This window comes from Hoeflea sp. IMCC20628 (genome assembly GCF_001011155.1).
GTDB lineage: Bacteria > Pseudomonadota > Alphaproteobacteria > Rhizobiales > Rhizobiaceae > Hoeflea.
Genome location: NZ_CP011479.1, coordinates 3,257,886 through 3,280,334, shown reverse-complemented (window position 1 = coordinate 3,280,334; position 22,449 = coordinate 3,257,886). Strand labels below are relative to the sequence as shown.

The window sequence follows — 22,449 nt, the reverse complement described above, 5'->3', positions numbered from 1 at the left end:
CGCAGTTCGTGCGAGCAGGCGGCATTTCGTGAAAATATGTGGTGTTCGTGTGCCAGCGGTTGTCTGGAATGGCAGCAATGGCCTCTCTTCTGAGCACTGTTGAAGTTTGATCGAGATATCAGCCCTCCGGCTCATTGAAAGGTCGTTTCTTCATCTGCCAAGCTTTGGGAGGAGCGAGAATGATACCTGGCGCATTCGACTATCATCGACCCGCAACCGTTGAAGATGCAGTGGGGCTGCTTGCCAAGCTGGGCGAGGAAGCCAGCATCCTTGCGGGCGGCCACAGCCTGATACCCTTGATGAAGACCCGGTTGGCTTCGCCGGAGCATCTCATCGATCTTTCCGGCATCGGCAATCTCAAGGGCATCACGGTCGAGGGCGGCGACATTGTCATCGGCGCCATGACCACGCAGTTCGAACTGATCACCTCCAATGAGCTTGAGCGCCACATTCCAATCATCGCCGAAACCTCGCGGCTGATCGCCGATCCGCAAATCCGCTACAAGGGAACATTCGGTGGCAATGTCGCCAATGGCGACCCCGGCAATGACATGCCGGCGCTGATGATGTGCCTGGGCGCGACCTATTCCGTCTCCGGCCCGAATGGCAGCCGCGAAATCGCGGCGCGCGATTTCTATCAGGGTGCCTATTACACCTCGCTGGAGCATGGCGAGATCCTGACGGCAGTCCGCATCCCGATCCCAGCCGCAGACCATGGCTATGCCTATGAGAAGCTCAAGCGCAAGGTCGGCGACTATGCCACTGCGGCCGCCGCCGTCGTTATCACCATGGCGGGAGGCAAATGCACCAATGCATCCATCGGCCTGACCAATGTGTCGGAAACCCCGCTCTGGGCGTCCGATGCGGCTGCGCTACTGGTCGGCTCCGGTCTCGACAAGGCGACAGTCAATGCCGCCGTGGCTGCAGCCGAAGCAATCACCAACCCGGCCTCCGACATGCGCGGGCCTGCGGAATATCGCACCAAAATGGCAGGTGTCATGGTGCGGCGCGCACTTGAGCGGGCTCAGTCCCGTGCCAAAGGTTGAGGGGGAATTCCAATGACAAAATCGCATATCGAACTGACGATCAACGGCAAGAAGGTCGAGGCTCTGGTTGAGCCGCGCACATTGCTGATCCATTTCCTGCGCGAACAACAGAGCCTGACCGGAGCCCATATTGGTTGCGACACGGGCCATTGCGGTGCGTGCACCGTTGACATGGACGACATGTCGGTCAAGAGCTGCATGACTTTCGCGGTGCAGGCCAACGGCACTGAAATCACCACCATCGAAGGCGTTGCCAATGCCGACGGTACGTTGAGTGCGCTGCAGGAAGGCTTCCGCATGATGCACGGTCTGCAGTGCGGTTTCTGCACACCCGGCATGATCCTGCGGGCGCACCGCCTGTTGCAGGAAAATCCGGCACCGACCGAAGACGAAATCCGCCATGGCATTTCCGGCAACCTTTGCCGCTGCACCGGCTACGTCAACATCGTCAAGTCGATCCAGTATGCCGCCGCGAAGATCAACGGCACCCCGTTTCAGGAGGCTGCAGAATGAACGACCAGACCAAAATTGATCAGGACCGCGCTGAGCGCACCGAAAAACTCCAGGGCATGGGCTGCAAGCGCAAGCGGGTCGAAGATGTCCGCTTCACCCAAGGCAAGGGCAGCTATGTCGATGACCTGAAACTGCCAGGAATGTTGTTTGGCGATTTTGTCCGTTCGCCCCACGCCCATGCACGGATCAAGAGCATCGACACCAGCCGCGCCAAGGCCCTGCCGGGCGTCGTTGCCGTGCTGACTGCAGCCGACCTCAAGCCGCTGGGTCTGCATTACATGCCGACACTGGCGGGTGATGTGCAGGCGGTCCTGGCCGAAGAAAAAGTTCTGTTCCAGAACCAGGAAGTGGCCTTCGTCATTGCCGAGGATCGCTACATCGCCTCCGACGCCACCGAACTGGTCGACGTGGAATATGAAGCCCTGCCGTGCATCGTCGACCCGTTCAAGTCGATGCTGCCCGACGCGCCGATCCTGCGCGAAGACATTCAGGACAAGATGGAGGGCGCACACGGTCCGCGCAAACATCCCAATCACATTTTCGAATGGAAGATCGGCGACAAGGAGGCAACTGACGCGGTCTTCGCCAATGCCGATGTGACCATCAAGGAGATGCTGGTCGATCACCGCACCCATCCCTCACCGCTGGAAACCTGCCAGTCGGTGGCCTCCTTCGACAAGGTCAAGGGTGAACTCACACTGTGGGGCACCTTCCAGGCGCCGCACGTCATCCGCACCGTCGTCTCGCTGATTTCGGGACTTCCCGAGCACAAGATCCATGTCATCGCACCCGATATCGGCGGCGGCTTCGGCAACAAGGTCGGCGCTTACGCCGGCTATGTCTGCTCGGTTGTCGGCTCCATTGTGCTGGGCGTGCCGGTCAAATGGGTCGAAGACCGGATGGAAAACCTTTCCACCACGTCGTTCGCCCGCGACTACCACATGACCACTGAGCTTGCTGCCACCAAGGACGGCAAGATCCAGGCCATGCGCGTGCATGTGCTCGCCGACCATGGCGCTTTCGACGCTTGCGCCGATCCGTCGAAATGGCCTGCCGGTTTCATGAACATCTGTACCGGCTCCTATGACATCCCGACGGCGCATCTGGCCGTCGACGGTGTCTACACCAACAAGGCCTCTGGCGGCGTCGCCTATCGCTGCTCGTTCCGCGTCACCGAAGCCGTGTTTGCCATCGAACGCGCGGTGGAACTGCTGGCCCAGAAGCTTGGAATGGATGCGGCCGAACTGCGCATTAAGAACTTCATCAAGGCCGAGCAGTTCCCCTACCAGTCGGCACTGGGCTGGGAATATGACAGCGGCGACTATCACACCGCCATGAAGAAGGCGATGGACACCATCGGCTACAAGGAACTGCGCGAGGAGCAGGCGAAGAAACGCGAGGCTTTCAATCGCGGTGAAACCCGCGAAGTCATGGGGATCGGCATCTCGTTCTTCACCGAGATTGTCGGTGCCGGGCCTGCCAAGAATTGCGACATTCTCGGCATCGCCATGTTTGACTCGGCCGAAATCCGCATCCATCCGACTGGTTCTGTGATCGCCCGCATGGGTACCAAGAGCCAGGGACAGGGCCACGAAACGACCTACGCCCAGATCATCGCCACCGAAATCGGCATTCCTGCCGACGACATCATGATCGAAGAAGGCAACACCGACACCGCGCCCTATGGGCTGGGCACCTACGGTTCCCGCTCCACGCCAGTGGCAGGTGCGGCAACGGCCGTGGCGGCGCGCAAGATCAAGGCGAAAGCCCAGATGATCGCCGCCCACATGATGGAAGTGCATGAAGGCGATCTGGAATGGGACGTCGACCGTTTCCGGGTCAAGGGATTGCCGGAAAAGTTCAAGACCATGAAGGAAATCGCCTGGGCTGCCTACAACAGCCCGCCCCCGAACATGGAGCCGGGCCTGGAGGCGGTCAACTACTATGAGCCGCCGAACATGACCTATCCGTTTGGCGCTTATTTCTGCGTCATGGATATCGACGTTGATACCGGTGTTGCCAAGACACGGCGCTTCTACGCGCTGGATGATTGCGGCACACGCATCAACCCGATGATCATCGAGGGTCAGGTTCACGGCGGTCTGACCGAAGCCTTTGCCTGCGCCATGGGTCAGGAAATCCGCTACGACGAGCAAGGCAATGTCATGGGCGCGTCCTTCATGGACTTCTTCCTGCCCACCGCCGTCGAAACGCCGCACTGGGAAACCGATCACACGGTGACCCCGTCTCCGCACCATCCGATCGGTGCCAAGGGCGTGGGCGAAAGCCCCCATGTCGGCGGTGTGCCGTGCTTCTCCAACGCCGTAAACGACGCCTATGCATTCCTCGGCGCCGGACACATCCAGATGCCGCATGATGCATGGCGTCTCTGGACCGTCGGTGAGAAGCTGGGTCTGCACACTTAGGGTCGGGGAAGCTCCGGTGAAAATTCCACAGGAAAAGGTCGCCACGCAATTGGCCGCGGTCGGGTATATTCCCGACCGCGATCTGGCCACCGCGTTATGGTTGATGGAGAGCCTCAAGCGGCCGTTGCTGCTCGAGGGCGAGGCCGGCGTCGGCAAGACCGAAGTGGCACGGGCCTTGGCCCTTGCTCACGATACAAAACTGATCCGCCTGCAATGCTACGAGGGGCTCGACCAGAGCGCGGCTCTCTATGAGTGGAACTATCAACGGCAATTGCTGGCCATCAAGGCACGCGAAGGCACCGATGCTTCCGCGGTCGAAGAGCATATTTTCAGCGAGGCTTATCTGCTGGAACGGCCACTGCTTGCCGCGATCCGGCAGGAGAAGTCGCCGGTTCTGCTGATCGACGAGGTCGATCGGGCGGACGAGGAATTCGAGGCGTTCCTGCTCGAACTGCTGTCGGACTTCCAGGTTTCGATTCCGGAGCTGGGGACCATCACCGCGACCACCATTCCCCGTGTGATACTGACATCGAACGGCACCCGCGAACTCAGCGATGCGCTGCGTCGTCGCTGTTTGTATCACTATGTCGATTATCCCGATGTCGATCGCGAAGCCCGGATCATCCTGTCGCGCCTGCCCGGTATCGACACCGATCTGGCGCTGCAGATCGCCAACATGGTCAGCCTGATCCGCAAGGAAGACCTGCGCAAGTCGCCGGGCGTCGCCGAAACGCTCGACTGGGCCGCAACACTCGCCGGGCTGGAAATTCGGCATCTGCGCGATGAACCGGAGGCGGTTTTTGAGACGCTGATGTGCCTGATCAAGACCGCCGAGGACAAGTCGAGCATGACCCGTGAAGTCACCGACCGGCTGCTCGGCAAGGTGGCCTGAGATGAGCGCCGCGCTGCAAATGGAAAACCCGCTCGGCGCAGGCGCCAGGACGAAGCTCAATGGCTTCGTTCATGTTCTGCGCGACAACGGTTTCGTTGTTGGCTTGGCTGAAACCCGTGATGCCCTGGCGATCCTGAGCGGCGGCAACGCCACGCGCCCAACGCGCCTGCGCCCAAGTTTGAAAACCCTGTTCTGCAGCAGGCAATCCGACTGGCAGAAATTTGACGAACTGTTCGATGCCTATTGGCTGCAACGCGGGATGAAATCGGCGACGCGGATCTCAGGTGCGCCGCAGAAATCCCCGACAGGTCTGCAAACTCAGGCAGCGGGCCAGCGCGGTTTTGGTGAAAGCGACAAGGCCGACCATGTCGAACGCGGTGAGGGAAGCGAAGTCTCCGAGACCGGTCAGTCCAAGCGCGAAGGCGCATCACGGACCGAGCTCCTGTCGAGAACAGACTTTCGCCACCTGGCACAACCCGAAGATCTGGCTGCTGCGCACGACCTAGCCGAGCGCCTTGCAAAGAGCATGCGCGCGCGCCTGACGCGCCGGATGCATGCGCGGCGCTCCGGTCAACGGCTGGATCTGCGGCGAACCATTCACAAGAGCATTGCCTATGGGGGCACGCCGCTGGAACTGATCCGCCGCAAGCGCAAGGGCAAGCCGTTGCGCCTTGTCGTGCTGCTGGATGCTTCGGGCTCGATGAACCTTTATTCCGCTGTTTTTTTGCGCTTCATGCACGGTGTGCTCGACAGCTTTCGCGAAGCCGAGGCCTTCGTCTTTCACACCCGCCTGATCCATATCTCGCCGGCGCTGAAAGAACGCAATCCACAACGCGCCATGGAGCGCATGTCGTTGCTGGCCCAAGGCACCGGCGGCGGAACCCGGATTGGCGAAAGCCTCGCCACCTTCAATCGCTGGCACGCCAAGCGCTGCATTCATTCGCGCACTTGCGTGATGATCGTTTCGGATGGCTACGACACCGGCCCGGCGGACAACTTGGGTGTCGAGATGCAGGCGTTACGCCGCCGCTGCCGCCGCATCGCCTGGCTCAACCCGATGATCGGCTGGCAGGGTTATGCCCCGGAGGCTGCCGGCATGAAGGCCGCCCTTCCCCACATCGATCTGTTCGCGCCGGCCCACAATCTGGAAAGCCTTGAAGCCCTTGAACCCTACCTGGGGAGGATATGATCATGTCACGGCAGTCCGACATTCTGGATCTGATGAATGATTACAAATCCAAGGGCGAGCCTTTTGCGCTGGCAACCGTCGTGCGCACGGTTTCGGTCACCGCCGCCAAGGCGGGCGCCAAGGCTGTGATCAGTAGCGATGGGACGATCACCGAAGGATGGATTGGCGGCGGATGCGCCCGCGGCGCGGTGCTCAAGGCTGCACGTGAAGCGCTTGCCGACGGTCAGTCGCGGCTTGTCAGCATCCAGCCCGACGAGCAACTCTCGGAGCACCAGGTAAAGCCCGGCGAAACCCGCGAAGGCGTGGTCTACGCCAAGAACATGTGTCCCAGCCAGGGAACCATGGATGTGTTTGTCGAACCGGTGCTGCCAAGGCCGCATCTGACGATTTGTGGCGCGTCACCCGTCGCCGTTGCGCTCGCCGATCTTGCCCGGCGCATGGGGTTCTTCGTCACCATTTGTGCCCCGGTGGATGATCACGCCAACTTTGGCGAAACCGATCGCCTGATCGACGGGTACACTATTCCGACGGACGGGAGCGAACGGGATTATCTGGTCATTGCCACCCAGGGCCGCGGCGACAGCGTGGCACTCAAGGCCGCCGTGCAGGTGCCCTCCAAATATCTCGCTTTTGTCGGTTCGCGCAAAAAAGCTGCAGTTCTGAAAGCCGATTTGACGGAATCCGGTGTATCATCGGCACAACTTGAAAATATTCACGCTCCGGCGGGGCTCAATCTTGGCGCAATCACGCCCGACGAAATCGCGTTCTCGATTGTTGCTGAAATGATTGAAATCCGCCGTCGTGGCCAACGCACACTCTGACAAGGATATACCAATATGGAAATGAACGGATCACAACGCATCGAAGCGTCCCGCGAAGAAGTCTACGCGGCTTTGAATGACGTCGACATCCTGCGCCAGTGCATCCCCGGTTGTGAATCGATCGAGAAAACCTCCGATACCGAGATGAACGCCAAGGTGACCTTGCGCGTCGGCCCGGTCAAGGCGAGCTTTACCGGCAAGGTGACGCTGTCGGACCTCAATCCGCCAAGCGGCTACACAATCAGTGGTGAAGGATCGGGCGGCATGGCCGGCTTTGCCAAGGGCGGGGCCAAGGTGGACCTTGTTCCCGACGGCGACGCGACCATGCTCAATTACACCGTCAAGGCTGAAATTGGCGGCAAGATCGCCCAGCTTGGCAGCCGTCTGATTGATGGAACGGCGAAGAAGTTGGCCGGCGATTTCTTCACGAAATTTAGCGAGATTGTCGGTCCTCAACCGGTTGCGGAAGACACGCTGAGCGAAGAAGTAGAAGAAAAGAAAGGATGGGTGGGCCGCTTGCGCGATTCCCTGTGATGCAGGATGCGGCAGTCACTAGGCCAGGGCACCTTTCCCTGAGAAGCGGACGCAAACAGGCCGGCAAGGATGTGTTCGGTGTATGACACGGCAGCAATCGTTCTCGCAGCAGGCCTGTCACGCCGGATGGGAGGCGTGAACAAGCTGCTAATCGAGATCAACGGCTCGCCGATGATCCGGGCAACCGTGTCTGCCTGCGTTGCGGTCTGCGATGCTCCGGTAGCAGTTGTGACCGGCTATCAGGTTTCAGACATTGAACAGGCGCTTGATGGGCTAGACGTCAGCTTCATTCACAATCCGGATTTTGCCGACGGGCAGCAAGGTTCCGTGGCTGCCGGATTGAACGCCGCGCCTGAGGCAAAGACGACCCTTGTCGTTCTGGGCGATCAACCGCTTCTCGATGGCGCCGCGCTGGAGAGGCTTCTGGAGGCGCACCGGGCCAGTGATCAAGCACGCATTACAATTCCGATGAACGACGGTGCTGTTCGTGGCAACCCGCTGGTCATCCCTCTGGCGTTGAAACAGTCCCTGATGGCCGACAAGGCAAATCCCGGATGTCGGAAATTCACACGGGATCATCCGGAAATGGTCAATCTGGTTCCATTCCGGGATCCTGCCTATTTCACAGACCTCGACACGCTGGATGATCTGAAATCTTTTAGGATTGAGCAGGCACGAATGATCTCAAGCTTCTCGGTCGCAGGGTATCTCATGCCTCGTCCTCCCCAGCACCTGTCATGCTTTTTTTGAGCAGGCGGTTCTCCAGGGTCAGATCGGCGACGCATTCCTTCAACGCCAAGGCTTCAGAGCGAAGGTCCTTTACTTCCGGCGACGTCGCTTGCCGTGCTGTGTCACCCGAGAGCCGGCGCTTGCCTGCTTCCAGGAACTCCTTCGACCAGCTGTAATACAGGCTTTCGGCGATACCTTCGCGGCGGCACAGCACCGAGATGCTTTCCTCTCCACGCAAACCCGCCAAAACGATACGGATTTTTTCCTCCGCTGAATAGGTCTGGCGGGTCTTGCGGCGGATGTTCTTGACCAGCTTGTCAGCTGCGTTCTTCGATGTTTCAGGCTTCTGTCTCATCTCGATCTCCCAATCGGTAAGATGAACCAGAAATCCTCCGTTGTTCAAATCCTCAAATCTGTCCCACGGGCGCTGACGTCAGACATTTGATGGAACCAGTGCGCCCCTTCCCATGTGTGGCTGGAAGGCCGAGCAGCTTCTCACGGAAATCGGCAGCGAGGTCATAAGATATTTTGCCTACGGGTAGGTTGCCCATCAATCCGATGAATAACTCAACGGTCTGGTGATACTGGTCAGTCGTTTCGGGTTCGAGACCTTTACCACCTCGGAAGCCGACCTTTATGTCGTTCTGCCATTTTTGGATGAATGTCGAGATTTTCGACATATTGGCAGGTGCTGAATGGGGCGGAGTATCGTGAATGGACACCGCCACCTGAGTGTCTGGCTCGAAGACCTCTTGCACGCGCTTGTCTACATATTCCTTGAGTGTCCGCTGCATCACGGTAACCGTTCTGGTCAGTGTTTCGCCTTTGCCCCAACCAGAGTAGTCAGAATACTCAAGAGCTGACCAAGCTTCCTCGATCAGGTTGTGTTCGGATGATACAGTTTCATCTTTTCCAGCATCCAGCAGTATGTCGGGAAGTCTGTCCTGAAGCGATCTCAATGTGCCAGGCGAGAGTTCATTCAGGCCTGCGTCTATTCGTTTTGTCCATGTGATCGAACTGAGCCAATGCCGAACAGCGGCTTTTATATCCTCGTCGGAAAGCCTTTCCTCATCATACTCTTCAATCATATGAAACAGCCTGTCAGATGCTATGAATAGATACGCGGCACGCGCTTTGGCTATCCTTCGCACAGTCGTTTTTAAGGATCGGTATATTTCCTTTTGACCGAGGCGATTTTGAAGCGAGGAGGGGACCCGTCTGCGGAAGACAAATGAATCTGATTCACGCCTGAGATAGTTCGACATCGCATTGCCCATTGTGGGGGTACAATGTGGGGTGATTCCGCACACTGACGAGATGTGCTAACCTGTTGAACTATTTAGACTAATTTGGCTGGGGAACCTGGATCCCCAGCTAAGGTTTTTCGACCCCCTCACAAGCATCTGAAATGGTTGGTGAAATCCGATCACCGCAGTTCTTGTAAGACAAAATTGTCATACACGCCCGGGGGACAGTCGTGCAAGACAATTCCCAAACAGAGCGTCAGGCTAATGAGCCAGCGCTGACTGATCGTCACCGCGCCCGTGAGGATCGGTCGGAGGCATTTTTCCGTTCGCTGAAAGACGCCCTCAATTGTGGCGGGTGCCACTTGCCCTTTGCCAGCCTCGAACGCACGAACGACACATAGGTCTGGGCATCCGCAGCATGCTTCGCCTTGTGCCGCGTCGAGTTGCAGAAACGGCAGGCAGCCACAATGTTCGGCGCAACGTCCTTGCCACCATCGCATCGAGCTTGGACATGCTCGGCGGTACATTGGAACCGTTGTGCCAGCCCAGACGAAATCCCATAGCGCCCGATGAATTCCTCGGGCCTGGAATCCCACATCGGGTACCGGCAATAGAAACAGTAACCGCCTTGTCGCTGGGCCGCCTGTTTTCTGAGTTTCTTGAGTCTGTTTCCTGAAGTCATGAGTCCACGTCCTTTGCTTCATTTCTGAAGCGGACGTGCAATGACCCCTATGGGTCACCCCTCAATTGGGAGGAATTATCCTCGCACAAGACGACGTATATTTTATACGCCACTCCGCAGTCTTTGAACGGTACGAGCGCCTTTCAGGCGTTTCGCTGACGAGATCGTCTGTTACGACTCCAAGCAAGCCATTTGTCTTGCCTCCATCCGATTTCAGCTTAGCAAAAGATCAGCCGTGATCAAGTACCTCGCCGTAACCTTACCGAGAGGGAAGAGTTCTCCGTTTTCTCCACGATCTTCCTTATCGGGAAGTTTCTATGGATTATTCAATATTCTTCCTGTACGGTAAGATGAAGTATGGAGAACACCTCATGATCCGTTCAGCCGCAGATTTCGGCGCACTTGTTCGAGACCACAGGAAAAAATTGGGTTGGACCCAGACCCAACTTGCCGAACGTTGAGCTGCCCCCCCCAAAATCGGACACTGACGCAAGCTGCGATTTGTTGTCTGTTGATCTTCAACACGAAGGAGATCGACGATGTCGAAACGGAAGCAACATCACCCAGAATTCAAGGCCAAGGTCGCGTTGGAAGCGCTGAAGGGCGAGGAAACGGTCAGCGAGTTGGCCAGTCGTTTTGGGGTTCATCCGACTATGATCCACCAGTGGAAGCGCGCCTTGCTCGTGGGCGCGCCTGGTGTGTTCGAGCGCGGCGCTGGAAAGACGCCGGAGGTTGATGAGGAGCAGGTGAAAGACCTGCACGCTAAAATCGGGGAGTTGGCCGTCGCCAATGATTTTTTGGCCAGAAAGCTCAAACCGTGGACCGGCAAGTGAGGCGGAAGATGATTGAGCCAAACCTGCCAGGTCTGTCCGTCGGCAAGCAGTGCGCATTGCTGTCGATCTCGCGGTCGTCATTTTACTATGAGCCGAAAGGCGAGACCGATCTGAACCTCGATCTGATGCGCCAGATCGATAAGCAATTCCTGGAGACCCGGTTCTATGGGGTTCGACAAATGACATGGCACCTGCGCAACGATGATCATCTGGTGAACAAGAAACGCATCCGTCGTCTCATGCGACTGATGGGATTGATGCCGATCTATCAGAAGCCCAACACCAGCAAAGCGGCGAAGGGTCACAAGATTTACCCCTATCTGTTGCGCGGGTTGCGCGTTGATCGGCCCAATCAGGTGTGGTGTGCAGACATCACCTACCTGCCGATGCGGCGTGGGTTCCTGTATCTGGTGGCGATCATGGACTGGCACACCCGCAAGGTTCTGGCCTGGCGCATCTCGAACACGCTGGAGGCAGACTTCTGCGTTGAAGCGCTGAACGAAGCTATCCACAAGTTCGGCTCGCCCGAAATCATGAATACGGATCAGGGCAGCCAGTTCACGTCTTTTGCCTGGACAGACCGCCTCCGCCGATCCGGCGTCCGCATCTCAATGGACGGAAAGGGCCGGTTCCTCGACAACATCTTCATCGAGCGGCTCTGGCGGTCCCTGAAATATGAGTGCGTTTACCTGCATGCTTGGGAGACCGGATCAGAGGCCAAATCTGGGATCAAAAAATGGATGGAGTTCTACAATCACAAACGCCCCCATTCCGCCCTTGGCGGTAAACCACCTACCGTGGTCTACTGGCAAGGAAATGAAGAAAACAAACCCGATCAGCAGATGCAAAAAGTAGCTTAATTTACGCCAGAGCCTGTCCAACAAATGGGGAGTAGCTCAGTAGAGTGCGGCACTGCCATGTCGAAACAGTCCATGTGGGGTTGGACCGAGCGGAATTGGGTTAAGCTGCCCTGGCGGTTTTTGTGTTGCATACCACTCAGTGATGCGGAAATAATTTCCGCATCAGGCGACAGCAGAGCGTCATGCATTTGAGCAGCCCCACTTGAGTGGTCCGACTTGAAAGATAGTGCATGGCCGACGTTTGGGCCATCGGGACGATGGCTTCTGGCGCAGGGAGGCAAGCCAGAGCTATATGCGGTCGTTTGGTGTTGTACTGTTTCCTCCAGCTTTCGATGATAATCCGGGATGGAAGCGGTGGTGCTTGTAGCTGATGAGTGGCGATGTCATGACCCAAACCACGCCGCCTCGCAGTACCGGCAATTGGGTGGCAATTAACGTGACAACGCCCACTTCTCAATTAGGCCGCAGCTGTCTCAGGGGTGCTGATGTCAGACAGTCGCGAGTTCGCGAGAGTCCATCTATTTAAATTCCATCATCATCGGGCATGCAAGGATCAGTGCAATCAAGTCGGCCTGTCGATTGGTGCCGGTTTTCTGAAACAGGTTGCGCATGTGGAACGAGATGGTGGTTTGCGATACGCCAAGTTCCTCCGCCACATCGCTCGGACGCCTGCAGCGGGCCAATGCGCTCGCGACCCGCGCCTCGGTCGGGGTAAGCGAAAACAAGTCCATCAGCAGGGATTCTGGAATGCGCTGGCTTTGACCTGGTGGAGAAATAAACAGAGCCACGCAAGCGCGCCCCTTACGGTCATTGTCCGCCTGCACAAGCGGGCAAATCACGACCGAAATAGCGCTGGTATCGTGGGTTCTTTGTAACGTGACCCCGAGCACTTTGTCGCAGTGGTGTGATGCTGCCTCCAGCGCCCCGCCAATGGCACTTTGCAACGCCCGGTTTGATGCCGGATCCGGCGAGCATATGCCTTTTTTGCCAATAGCGATGAAGTCGCCATTGGCGGCCATTTGATCGGCAGCCCGGTTGACAAGAACTGGTACAGCCTTTTCATCGAGTAGAATGGTCCCCAGAGCGATAAGGTTCAGCGCAGCTTCGGCGCCACTGCCGGACAATGCGGCCAGCGCATTGCGTATGGTTGCCAATTCGCCGTCGTGTCGGTTGTGTATTCGCTCGACCTGGCGGAGCCTGGCAGCGATCGTGGCCAGCATCAGGTCATAATCTATCGGCTTGACCAAATAGTCGTCTGCACCTTTCAGCTTGCCTTCGACCACCTCATAGGGCTCGGACAAGGCTGTCAGGAAAACAAAGGGCGCTGAGGAGAGGTCAGGACGCTGGCGGCGCACTTGTTCAAGCACTTCATAACCGTCGAGGCCTGGCATCGTAATGTCACAAAGCAAAAGATCGGGTGTCGTTTCTTTCAGCAGCTCCAGCGCCGCTTCTCCATTCTGCGCGTCGAGAGTGCGATATCCGGCTTCCTGGAGTTCTTCAACGATGTCGCGTCGTAAATGTTCTTCGTCTTCAATGACAAGGATCTGGGCGGGCTTGGTCGCAGGTGTCATGTCGTTTTCTCCTCGAACCGGGGCAAGGATATGCGAAAGGTCGTACCTTCATTGCCTGCCTGCAAAGTGACGTCGCCGCCCTGCATCCGCGCCAATGTGCGTGCCATGAACAGCCCAATACCAGTGCCGGCGACGCCAACGCTGTTCGCGCCGCGATGGTTACGCTCAAATATTTGTTCACGGTCCTCTTCGGAAAGGGAGGGGCCACTGTTGCTGACATCGCAATAAAGCCATTCGCCGTCAATGCGCAGGACCACTGACACCAACGTGTTTGGTGGGGCGTATTTGTTGGCGTTGGACAGCAAGTTTTCCAGCACCTGTTCGGCGAGGGCCGGATCGCAATAGGCGATGGGCTGACCGAGTAAGGGATACGATACCTCGATATGACGGTCAGGGGCCGCATCACCCAGGCGGTCGCAGACAGTTCTGACGATTTTGCTCATATCGCAGTTTACGCGCCGCGCGCCAATCTGGCCTGCATCCAGTCGTGCGGCGTCCAGCGTGCTTTCCACCAAGCGTGTCAGGCCTGCAATAGCGCTGCGGGCCCGGCCGGCACGCTCGGCCACCTCGCCGGGGTCGGCGCGCGGACCGCGCCGCAGCAAACGCTGAAGAGCCGAATCTGCAACCGCCAATGGCGTGCGGAATTGATGCGATACCATCGCGGCGAAGTTGCGGTAGAGATCGGCCGCCGACCGTTCGCGTTGCAAGGCGCTGTCAAGGTCGCGGGTGCGTTCTGTCACCAGTTCCTCCAAACGATCGCGAATCTGGGCCTCCCTCTGTTTGGCCGCATGACGATCAGAGGCGTCGTGCATGAACAGGATCGCCCCCACGATCCCGACATCATTCCACATTGGGTAGAACCTCAGATCAACATATAAAGGCCTTTCGCGATCTGGAGCGAACAGCGGCTGGTAGGCCATTTTGGACGTGATCCCGGCAAGGGCTTGTTCTATGCCAATCCGAACCGGCGCGGTTTCGAAAAATCCGGCGACCTGGGACAAGGTGCGGCCGACCACCTGTTCGGCGGGTTTGCCGATCATCCCGGCTATGGCGTCGTTCCACACGGTGCATTTTATGTCGCGGTTTACAGCCAGGATGCCTTCCCCGCTCGACGAAATCAGCAGACCGGAAAAATCCCGCTCACGAAGTAGCATGCGATTGCGTTGACGTGACTCGCGCAACGTCATAACGAGCATGACGGCGAGTATACCGCCCGCAATCATGATCCCAATCAGGGATGCAATGATCTGGTGCAACTGTCCGCGCGACGCTTCCAGCCGCCCGCCCATATCATCCCATTCCGCAATCATGGCCTTGTTCGCAGCCCGCCCGAAAATACCCGAGAATGGGGCGAGCGCGTTGCGTAGGCGCGGGCCGTCGTCCTGCGTGAACTCATCTATAATTGTCTTGAGGCTTGTCAGTATCGCTTGGAGCCGATCCAGATCGCCCCCCATGCCGATCCTTTCGACAAAGCGGCGCTGCGGCCCGTCGTTCAAAAGCGTCACCCGGCTGGCAAGAATGTCGAGGCGCAGGGCAAGGTCATCCTGGTCTGCTTCACCAAGTTCAGCCAGTGCTGCCGTCTCGATCATCCGCAGGGCCGCTACCTCGCTTTGGTGCAGCACCCAGAGCATGTTCTGCTCCGCACCCACGCGCATTGCGTTCTGCATTTCGAACATGCGCAGCATCGAAAATGTAAGCAGCACGGCAAAGACAAGGACGGCAGCTAATGGCAGGGCCAGTCCAAGAATAGCATGACGGCTGCGCGTCATTGCACGTCGAGTAGTTGCAATTGCCACACCCATCGGTAATCAAACCGAATGTCCTGCAAAGCCTGATGATCGTCGCGCGGATAGACAATCCAGAGCGGCCCCTTGTCGTCGCGTGTCAGGGGCTGGCCGTCCATGTCGAAGGCAACAATCACATCATATTCGTAAAAGTCGGAGATTGGGATCTCCACCGCGTAGTCGTTCAACGCAACAGCGGTGACACTATCGCCTTTCGCATCCAGATGATTGAGCAGGTCGCGCATCAAAAAGCCGGTGAAATGATGCTGTCCATCGGTCACAACGGTAGAGGTGACCAGCGCCGCGGGCGGCAACGCTTCGAGTGCCGCGCGATCCAGTTTGACGCCCCCTCCGGCGATCCGCCCCGTGACCTCCAGGATAGTTGCTTCGGCTTGCGCAACGCCGGCGGCCCCCAGCAACACAAGGCCCGTGACCATCAGTCTCCACATACTCGATGTCCTCTTTACCGTGCAGTTCATCAGGCTCTGTATCGTTCTGCAAACATTATATTTTACAAGCAATAGCTGCACCCCGTTCAAACGGACGGGGCGTAGGGGATGCCGGTTGTGTAATCATCTGCTTTTAAGCGTGCCAATCAAGCACACGTGGCAGCTATCCGGACCATACAGGTGCCAGTCGCCGCCAAATTTCTCCAGCACCGTTTGAGCCGGTGAACGGATTGTGCTTGCCGGTTGCGAGGTGCCTGAAAACCGGGTCGAGAAAAGCCATTGCGAGATCGAATGGAAATTGCCGGCTCCGCCAGTCTGCAGGGATGGGGTGGGATCAGATTTCACAGCGAGATATGTCCGACAGGCGAGACAATGGAGATGATCACGAACGGCAGGCCAGTGATCAAATCGGTCTCTGTTCCTTATGCTGTGGGGGAGAGAGCCGGCATTGGAAAGTCGTAGCGCTATCCGCAAACAGCTTCCTGCGCCGCGCGCGCACGCACCGATAGACACGCCAATAGCGCCTGCGAAACATGACGTGGCGCAGCACGGAATTTTCCAAACGAGCAACAGTATTTCAGACCTAAGGAGATTGAAATGTGGGATTTCAGCATCGGCAGCGCGCTCGGCATTATGGGCCGAACCATGCCATTCATTTTCCTTCGCATCGCCGTGTATTTCGGGATCACGCTTGGCTATATCCTGGTTACAGGCGTCGGTGCCGGTGTTGGTTATGGCATCGGCGGTTTCGGTGACGAGGAGTTTCGCGCCACAACCACTGCATGGGGTGGCTTCGCAGGCTTCGGCATGTTCGGCGTCGTCATGTACTGGGCGCGTGAGTATATCCTCTATATTGTCAAGGCGGGACATATCGCGGTCCTGATTGAATTGATTGACGGCAAACCGATGCCGCAAGGCCGCAGCCAGATCAGCCATGCGACGGCCGTGGTCAAAGAACGGTTTCCGCAGGCCAGTGTGCTGTTCGCGGTCGACCAGCTGATCAAGGGTGTTGTGCGCGCGATTTCGGGCTTGGTGCGTGGCGTCCTTACTATACTGCCGATCCCCGGCGCTCAGCAGTTGAGCAGCATCTTGTCAGCCTTCCTGCGCGTCGCGGTGGGGTTTGTGGATGAGGTGATCCTCGCATATGCGATCCGCACGAAATCTGACAACGCGTGGATGTCGGCCAAGGAGGCGCTTGTACTCTACGGTCAGAATTACAAGACAATGCTGAAAAACGCTGCGTGGCTGGCGATCATTGTCTACGGATTGGGAATCGTGGTGTTCGTTGTCATGCTCGCTCCGGCTGCGTTGGTGGTTTATCTGATGCCGGGGGCGTGGGCCGCAGGTGGCGTTGTCTTTGCGCTTTTGTTCGCGTGGAGCGTAAAGGCCGCCCTGCTGGAGCCCTTCGCGATCACATGCATGATGCAGGTCTATTTCAAAACGATCGAAGGTCAGCAGCCCAATCCTGAGTGGGAGGCCAAGCTGGAACAGATGTCGGGCAAATTCCGCAAGCTGAAAGAACGCGCATTCGGACATGGCAGCGATACGCCAGCAGATGTCGACACCCCACACTCGGCATGAAGACGCAGTCATCCAAATGTCTAAACAGCTACGCGGCAACTGCTTGCTTGCGCGGCCGCATTAAGGGCTCTCGATAGAGCCGTGCATGGAGGAACGAAGCATGACACTTATCGCACCAAGACTGGCGGCAATGATAATTGCGGGTAGCATTGCCTGTGCCACATCTGCAAACGCGGCTGAAGATGTCGTGATTGTCTATGACGCTTCTGGGTCAATGTGGGGTCAGATCGACGGCACCAGCAAAATCGAGATCGCCCGTGATGTCATGGCCGATCTGGTCAGTGAATGGGACACTGGTACTAATTTGGGCCTTGTAGCCTATGGCCACCGTAGTCAGGGCGATTGCCGCGACATTCAAACGCTGATCGCGCCCGGACCGCTGGATAAAAGCAAATTCATCGACACGGTCAATTCAATTAGGCCGGTAGGCAAGACGCCAATCTCGGCTGCGGTGCAGCACGCTGCAGACCTGTTGTCGTTCCGCGACAACCCTGCCACCGTCGTGTTGATTTCTGACGGAGTGGAAACCTGCAATGCAGATCCTTGCGCACTGTCTGCGCAACTCACCAAGAAAGGGGTGAAGTTCACCGCGCATGTGGTGGGATTTGATTTGAAGGATGAGGAGAACGCCAGCCTGTCCTGCATCGCTGAAAATACTGGAGGCGTTTTTGTCACAGCCAACAACGCGGCCGAATTGCACGACGCGTTGGCACAGGTTCAAAGCGCCATGGCTGAGCCGTCTGTCATACCAGAGGCGAAACCCGAACAGCCAGTGGTTCCAGAAGTCGAAATCACAGCCCCTGAGCAAGCCACAACCGGTGCAGCCTTTGACGTGGCATGGTCGAAAACCATCAATGGAAGTGACTACATCACCATCGTCCCGGCGGGAGCCGACGAAGGCAGTCGCGGCAACCACATCCGCGCCGGCTCCGACCGCGAGGGCAGCCTGAGGGCGCCTTCCGAACCGGGGCTGTACGAGGTGCGCTATGTGCTGGAAGAGGGCAAGAAGACGCTCGCCATAGCTGCTGTCGAACTGGTCGAAGCGCAGGTCGAAATCACTGCCCCCGAGCAGGCCACGACTGGTGCAGTCTTTGACGTGGCATGGTCCAAAACCATCAATGAGAGTGACTACATCACCATTGTCCCCGCAGGAGCTGACCAAGGCAGCCGCGGCAACCACATCCGCGCCGGCTCCGACCGCGAGGGCAGCCTGAGGGCGCCTTCCGAACCGGGGCTGTACGAGGTGCGCTATGTGCTGGAAGAGGGCAAGAAGACGCTCGCCATAGCTGCTGTCGAACTGGTCGAAGCGCAGGTCGAAATCACTGCCCCCGAGCAGGCCACGACTGGTGCAGTCTTTGACGTGGCATGGTCCAAAACCATCAATGAGAGTGACTACATCACCATTGTCCCCGCAGGAGCTGACCAAGGCAGCCGCGGCAACCACATCCGCGCCGGCTCCGACCGCGAGGGCAACCTGAGGGCGCCTTCCGAACCGGGGCTGTACGAGGTGCGCTATGTGCTGGAAGAGGGCAAGAAGACGCTCGCCATAGCTGCTGTCGAACTGGTCGAAGCGCAGGTCGAAATCACTGCCCCCGAGCAGGCCACGATTGGTGCAGTCTTTGACGTGGCATGGTCCAAAACCATCAATGAGAGTGACTACATCACCATTGTCCCCGCAGGAGCTGACCAAGGCAGCCGCGGCAACCACATCCGCGCCGGCTCCGACCGCGAGGGTAGTCTGGCGGCGCCCGCCGAACCAGGGCTCTACGAGGTGCGCTATGTGCTGGAGGAGGGCAAGAAGACGCTCGCCACCGCTGCTATCGAACTGGTTGAAGCCGAAATCGGCATTTCCGGCCCTGGCATCGTTCGGGCCGGTACGGATGTCGATATCACCTGGTCCAGCACGGTCAACCGGCACGACTACGTAACCATCGTTCCTGCCGGTGTCGATGAGGGTGCACGCGATACCCATCTTCGCACGGGGGATAAGACCAAGGGAAGGCTGACCGCGCCAACCGAGCCAGGACTTTATGAAATTCGCTATGTTCTGGAAGAGGGCAAAAAGACCCTTGCGACGGCACAGTTGGAAGTGGTTCCAGCAGACGCACCACTTGACGGTGGAGCCGGGTTGTCAGTGCCAACAACCGCCAGCCCAGGGGCCACGATCACAATTACCTGGACGGGTGAGAGCGATAGCACCGATCAACGGATTGCACTTGCTCGAAAGGACCAGCCCGATTTCAGCTGGATCGTTGTTCAGAAAGTTGGCGCCGAGAAAACCATGGATATGACAATGCCTGATGAGATTGGGGTCTATGAAGTGCGGTTCCTCGATATCGCCGATCGGGCGCTTCTCGGCCGGTCTGTTGTGGAGGTGAAATGATACGCTTGTTTTTCTCCATAGGAGCGGCGGCTGGCGTTATTCCAAACTCGACTCGCACCGGGCGTTCCTGATGCGTCGTGTTAATGGGGAGTTGCGGATGGCCAGGTAGATCAGTTGCGTGGCGGGTTCTTCGGTCGGGAATGATCCGCGCGTCTTGATTTGCGGATCACGCGGTTCAGGCTTTCGATGGCGAAGAACGGGATCACTTCGGCCCAAGCCCGCCGCCAGTAACGGACTCTGCCAAATTTTGGAGGACGTTCAGGACCCAGGTCACTACAATTGCCCGTAAAGAGCGACCAGTTCGACCTGGCTGTTCACGTTTGTCTTCTGATAGATAACCTTCAATCGCTGCCGGATGCTTGCCGCCTTTAGGCTCATGTCAACGGCGGAGCAAAACCAGGCCAGTGTGGGGGTGTAAAAGCAGGCCAGCGGCAGGGCTTTGCTGCTGACATGGAAAGGGCCCCAATTGGGGCCCTTTCCATGTCAGCAGTGGCGTTTTCAATCAGGGTATGAGGATTTCGCCGGTGTCTGGATCGATGGTCTGGGTGGCCTGGTTTTGCTCCGCCCCTGACGGGATGACGCGACGGCGGGCAGCGGACTGTTTCAGCCGATAGCTGTCGCCGTTCATGGTCAGGATGCTGACGTGGTGGGTCAACCTGTCAAGCAGCGCACCGGTCAGCCGCTCCGATCCGAGCACAGACGTCCAGTCTTCAAACGGTAGATTGGACGTCACGATGGTCGAGCCTCGCTCGTAACGTTGCGAGAAGGTTTCGAACAAAAGCTCGGCTCCTGTCGATGATAGGGGCACGTAGCCGAGTTCATCTATGATCAATAGTTTTGCCGATGCCAGGTCGCGCTGCAGCTTGAGCAGGCGTCGCTCGTCACGAGCCTCAAGACGCTGGCTGACCAGTGCGGCTGCAGTGGTGAACATCACGGTGAAGCCCTTCTGGCAGGCAGCCAGGCCCAGCGCCAGAGCGACATGGGTCTTGCCGGTGCCACTATTGCCAAGAGCGATAATGTTATCGTGCCGAAGGATGTATTCGCAACGAGCAAGCTCCAGGACGAGCATCTTGTTCAGGCCGGGTATGGCCTTGAAGTCGAAGGTATCGAAGCTTTTGACCGCCGGGAAGCGGGCAGCGCGGATGCGTCGTTCGACCGTGCGTCGCTCCCGGTCGATGAGTTCGAGTTCGATCAGGCGGAACAGATAGCGGGGGTGATCGACGCCGCTTTCGGCGCATTCCCGAGCCACCTTCTCATACTCTCGCAGCACGGTAGGCAGCTTCAGTTGCTTGAGGTGATGGGCCAGAAGGATCTGCGGGGTTCCGCCTGTCGTGCCGGACGGCATCGCGTCGCTGACTGTGCGGGTCATGCTGCCAGCACCGAATAGTCTGCTGCCGAAGTGATCTTCACATCCATCTTCGGCAGATGCGGGTAGGCGGTAAGATCGAGGCGAGCTGGGCGACGCTCAATACGGGCCAGTGCAATCAGCTTGACCGCGTCGAAGCCAGGAGCGCCCAGATGGATTGCCTCGGTCACCGCAAAGGTGACAACGTCCTTCGGCATTGCCTCCAGAAGCCGCAGGACCTGGATGAACTCACGCTTTCCTCGATTGCCCATCCGTGCCTCCAGCAGATGGCGTAGATGCTGGAACACCTCCGGCAAGTCCCAGCCTTGCAGGGCGGCTGCCTGGTCTAGGGCATTGGGCTTCATCTCAATCAGCGCCAGATAATGCAGCGGATTGGAAACGAACACGCCTTCGCCATACGAGCGAGGGTGTCGAGCGATCTCCTGGCCCGCGCACAGGATGACGACTTCCTCGACAAAGCCCTTCACCACGACATCCTGGAAGCCGTAGGCCGTCGGCACTGAGTAGTCGTTGGTGCGATAGCGTACCAGCGCCATTGAAGAGACGCGGCCGGCACGCTTCTCGCAGGGCTCCAGCGGCACTGCAGGGAGAGGACGAAGGGCCACGGTGTCGGTCACCAGGCGCTCACCTATGGTCTCGGTGTGTCGACCGGCGCACTCGCCCTGGCGGCCACGGCAACGGTCTTCGAGCATCATGTTCAACGCCTCGAAGCTCGCCATCTGCGGAATTGGCACCATGAAGTTGGCACGGGAGAACTTCACCAGCCCCTCGACCTTGCCCTTGTCGTTCCCTTTGGCCGGTCGACCAAAGCGATCACGGAACAGATAATGGCTGACGAGCTCGGTGAACGCACGGGTTCGCTCGCGTTTGCCGTCGCCGCAGATCTTGGCCACGGCGATTTTGAGGTTGTCGTAGAGGATCGATAGCGGCACGCCGCCGAAGAAAGCAAAGGCAGAAACATGTCCATCCAGGAATGCCTCCGTGGTCTCACGCGGATAGGCCTTCACGAAACAGGCGTCCGACTGCGGTATATCCATGCAGAAGAAATGGACCTTTTGGCGCACGCCGCCGATGATGGCGATCGCCTCACCAAAATCGACCTGCGCATGTCCTGGCGGATGCGACAGTGGCACGAAGGTCTCTCGACCCTTGGACCGGCAGATACGCACGTAGTCCTTCACAACCGTGTAGCCGCCGTCAAAACCGTGTTCGGCACGCAACCGTTCGAAGATCCGCTTGGCCGTATGTCGCTGCTTCACCGGACCGGACTGGTCCGACGCCAGGATCTCATCGATGACAGGCAGCAAGGCTCCAAGCTTCGGCTTGCCCACAGGCTTCGTGCACGTGTAGCCCGGTGGAAGAGAGAAGCGGCACATCTTCGAAACCGTCTCACGGCTTAAACCGAAGACCCGAGAGGCCTCCCGACGGCTGTGGCCTTCAACAAAAACAAACCGGCGAACGGCGGCATAACTCTCCACGACAAACATCCCCGGCCGCCCTCTCAAAAAGAAAGCAATCTACCATTGGCTGGATTTTACTCCGC

Annotated in this window: 15 protein-coding genes and 3 pseudogenes; 11 read left to right on the top strand and 7 right to left on the bottom strand. The window is 58.1% G+C overall.

All coding sequences use genetic code 11. The features are described from left to right. The first annotated feature begins 179 nt into the window (after nt 1–179). The 8 genes and pseudogenes from IMCC20628_RS15460 to IMCC20628_RS15425 form a co-directional block, all read left to right on the top strand. On the top strand, nt 180–1,046 hold the full coding sequence (locus tag IMCC20628_RS15460; RefSeq protein WP_047030966.1) for a xanthine dehydrogenase family protein subunit M: 867 nt from the start codon (nt 180–182) through the stop codon (nt 1,044–1,046). A gap of 12 nt (nt 1,047–1,058) precedes the next feature. Further along, entirely contained in the window at nt 1,059–1,559 is a 501-nt protein-coding gene (locus tag IMCC20628_RS15455; protein ID WP_047030965.1) for a (2Fe-2S)-binding protein, read from the top strand. Next, nucleotides 1,556–3,985 (top strand): aerobic carbon-monoxide dehydrogenase large subunit, encoded by a 2,430-nt coding sequence (locus IMCC20628_RS15450; protein WP_047030964.1) that lies wholly within the window; start codon nt 1,556–1,558, stop codon nt 3,983–3,985. The genes IMCC20628_RS15455 and IMCC20628_RS15450 overlap by 4 nt, the downstream gene beginning before the upstream one ends. A 16-nt stretch (nt 3,986–4,001) precedes the next feature. Further along, entirely contained in the window at nt 4,002–4,877 is an 876-nt protein-coding gene (locus IMCC20628_RS15445; RefSeq protein WP_245307791.1) for a MoxR family ATPase, read from the top strand. Nucleotide 4,878: 1 nt separating this feature from the next. Then, entirely contained in the window at nt 4,879–6,066 is a 1,188-nt protein-coding gene (locus IMCC20628_RS15440) for a VWA domain-containing protein (protein WP_047030963.1), read from the top strand. A 2-nt stretch (nt 6,067–6,068) separates the two neighbouring features. Next, a complete protein-coding gene (locus IMCC20628_RS15435) occupies nt 6,069–6,887 on the top strand; it encodes an XdhC/CoxI family protein (RefSeq protein ID WP_047032629.1) in 819 nt (272 codons plus the stop codon). 15 nt (nt 6,888–6,902) lie between these two features. Then, a pseudogene (locus tag IMCC20628_RS15430) lies at nt 6,903–7,406 on the top strand (carbon monoxide dehydrogenase subunit G); the annotation flags it as partial. An 84-nt stretch (nt 7,407–7,490) separates the two neighbouring features. Then, nucleotides 7,491–7,991: pseudogene (locus IMCC20628_RS15425) on the top strand (nucleotidyltransferase family protein); the annotation flags it as partial. Nucleotides 7,992–8,095: 104 nt separating this feature from the next. On the opposite strand, the pseudogene IMCC20628_RS15420 reads toward IMCC20628_RS15425, so the two are convergent. Then, a pseudogene (locus IMCC20628_RS15420) lies at nt 8,096–8,505 on the bottom strand (transposase); the annotation flags it as partial. A gap of 52 nt (nt 8,506–8,557) precedes the next feature. Then, nucleotides 8,558–9,238: a hypothetical protein gene (locus IMCC20628_RS15415; RefSeq protein WP_156174533.1), complete on the bottom strand. Its 681-nt coding sequence runs from the start codon at nt 9,236–9,238 to the stop codon at nt 8,558–8,560. Between the two features lie 1,380 nt (nt 9,239–10,618). Here IMCC20628_RS15415 and IMCC20628_RS15405 point away from each other — a divergent pair. Next, nucleotides 10,619–11,772, top strand: a protein-coding gene (locus IMCC20628_RS15405; RefSeq protein WP_245307790.1) for an IS3 family transposase whose coding sequence is annotated in 2 segments (ribosomal slippage) — nt 10,619–10,897 and nt 10,900–11,772 — 1,152 coding nt in all. Because the reading frame shifts where the segments join, the coding sequence is not laid out codon by codon here. 518 nt (nt 11,773–12,290) lie between these two features. On the opposite strand, the gene IMCC20628_RS15400 is transcribed toward IMCC20628_RS15405, so the two are convergent. From IMCC20628_RS15400 to IMCC20628_RS15390, 3 genes are read right to left on the bottom strand one after another with little or no spacing between them, the layout of a single operon-like run. After that, the gene (locus IMCC20628_RS15400) at nt 12,291–13,343 is read right to left on the bottom strand and encodes a response regulator (RefSeq protein WP_047030959.1); all 1,053 of its coding nucleotides are present in this window, start codon (nt 13,341–13,343) and stop codon (nt 12,291–12,293) included. Further along, complete coding sequence (locus IMCC20628_RS15395) at nt 13,340–15,112, bottom strand: PAS domain-containing sensor histidine kinase (RefSeq protein WP_047030958.1); 1,773 nt, start codon at nt 15,110–15,112, stop codon at nt 13,340–13,342. The genes IMCC20628_RS15400 and IMCC20628_RS15395 overlap by 4 nt, the downstream gene beginning before the upstream one ends. Further along, a complete protein-coding gene (locus tag IMCC20628_RS15390; RefSeq protein ID WP_047030957.1) occupies nt 15,109–15,564 on the bottom strand; it encodes a molybdopterin-dependent oxidoreductase in 456 nt (151 codons plus the stop codon). The genes IMCC20628_RS15395 and IMCC20628_RS15390 overlap by 4 nt, the downstream gene beginning before the upstream one ends. 609 nt (nt 15,565–16,173) lie before the next feature. On the opposite strand from IMCC20628_RS15390, the gene IMCC20628_RS15385 reads away from it, so the two are divergent. Together IMCC20628_RS15385 and IMCC20628_RS24305 are read left to right on the top strand one after the other, a co-directional pair. Continuing rightward, complete coding sequence (locus IMCC20628_RS15385) at nt 16,174–17,157, top strand: hypothetical protein (RefSeq protein ID WP_047030956.1); 984 nt, start codon at nt 16,174–16,176, stop codon at nt 17,155–17,157. A gap of 100 nt (nt 17,158–17,257) precedes the next feature. After that, a complete protein-coding gene (locus IMCC20628_RS24305; protein WP_052766450.1) occupies nt 17,258–19,540 on the top strand; it encodes a VWA domain-containing protein in 2,283 nt (760 codons plus the stop codon). A 502-nt stretch (nt 19,541–20,042) separates the two neighbouring features. On the opposite strand, the gene istB is transcribed toward IMCC20628_RS24305, so the two are convergent. Beyond that, on the bottom strand, nt 20,043–20,909 hold the full coding sequence (gene istB / locus IMCC20628_RS15375; protein WP_082128158.1) for an IS21-like element helper ATPase IstB: 867 nt from the start codon (nt 20,907–20,909) through the stop codon (nt 20,043–20,045). Next, nucleotides 20,906–22,393 carry an IS21 family transposase gene (gene istA / locus IMCC20628_RS15370; protein ID WP_047030955.1) on the bottom strand — a complete coding sequence of 496 codons (1,488 nt, stop codon included), beginning with the start codon at nt 22,391–22,393 and terminating at the stop codon, nt 20,906–20,908. The genes istB and istA overlap by 4 nt, the downstream gene beginning before the upstream one ends. Nucleotides 22,394–22,449: the final 56 nt, after the last annotated feature.

What these genes read in the sequence shown, in the direction of transcription:
- IMCC20628_RS15460 (WP_047030966.1), top strand. Translation starts at nt 180, where the DNA reads ATGATACCTGGCGCATTCGACTATCATCGACCCGCAACCGTTGAAGAT.
- IMCC20628_RS15435 (WP_047032629.1), top strand. Translation starts at nt 6,069, where the DNA reads ATGTCACGGCAGTCCGACATTCTGGATCTGATGAATGATTACAAATCC.
- IMCC20628_RS15440 (WP_047030963.1), top strand. Translation starts at nt 4,879, where the DNA reads ATGAGCGCCGCGCTGCAAATGGAAAACCCGCTCGGCGCAGGCGCCAGG.
- IMCC20628_RS15390 (WP_047030957.1), bottom strand. Translation starts at nt 15,564, where the DNA reads ATGGTCACGGGCCTTGTGTTGCTGGGGGCCGCCGGCGTTGCGCAAGCC.
- IMCC20628_RS15395 (WP_047030958.1), bottom strand. Translation starts at nt 15,112, where the DNA reads ATGACGCGCAGCCGTCATGCTATTCTTGGACTGGCCCTGCCATTAGCT.
- istA (WP_047030955.1), bottom strand. Translation starts at nt 22,393, where the DNA reads ATGTTTGTCGTGGAGAGTTATGCCGCCGTTCGCCGGTTTGTTTTTGTT.
- IMCC20628_RS15385 (WP_047030956.1), top strand. Translation starts at nt 16,174, where the DNA reads ATGTGGGATTTCAGCATCGGCAGCGCGCTCGGCATTATGGGCCGAACC.
- IMCC20628_RS15400 (WP_047030959.1), bottom strand. Translation starts at nt 13,343, where the DNA reads ATGACACCTGCGACCAAGCCCGCCCAGATCCTTGTCATTGAAGACGAA.
- IMCC20628_RS15455 (WP_047030965.1), top strand. Translation starts at nt 1,059, where the DNA reads ATGACAAAATCGCATATCGAACTGACGATCAACGGCAAGAAGGTCGAG.
- istB (WP_082128158.1), bottom strand. Translation starts at nt 20,909, where the DNA reads ATGACCCGCACAGTCAGCGACGCGATGCCGTCCGGCACGACAGGCGGA.
- IMCC20628_RS15450 (WP_047030964.1), top strand. Translation starts at nt 1,556, where the DNA reads ATGAACGACCAGACCAAAATTGATCAGGACCGCGCTGAGCGCACCGAA.
- IMCC20628_RS15415 (WP_156174533.1), bottom strand. Translation starts at nt 9,238, where the DNA reads ATGATTGAAGAGTATGATGAGGAAAGGCTTTCCGACGAGGATATAAAA.
- IMCC20628_RS24305 (WP_052766450.1), top strand. Translation starts at nt 17,258, where the DNA reads ATGACACTTATCGCACCAAGACTGGCGGCAATGATAATTGCGGGTAGC.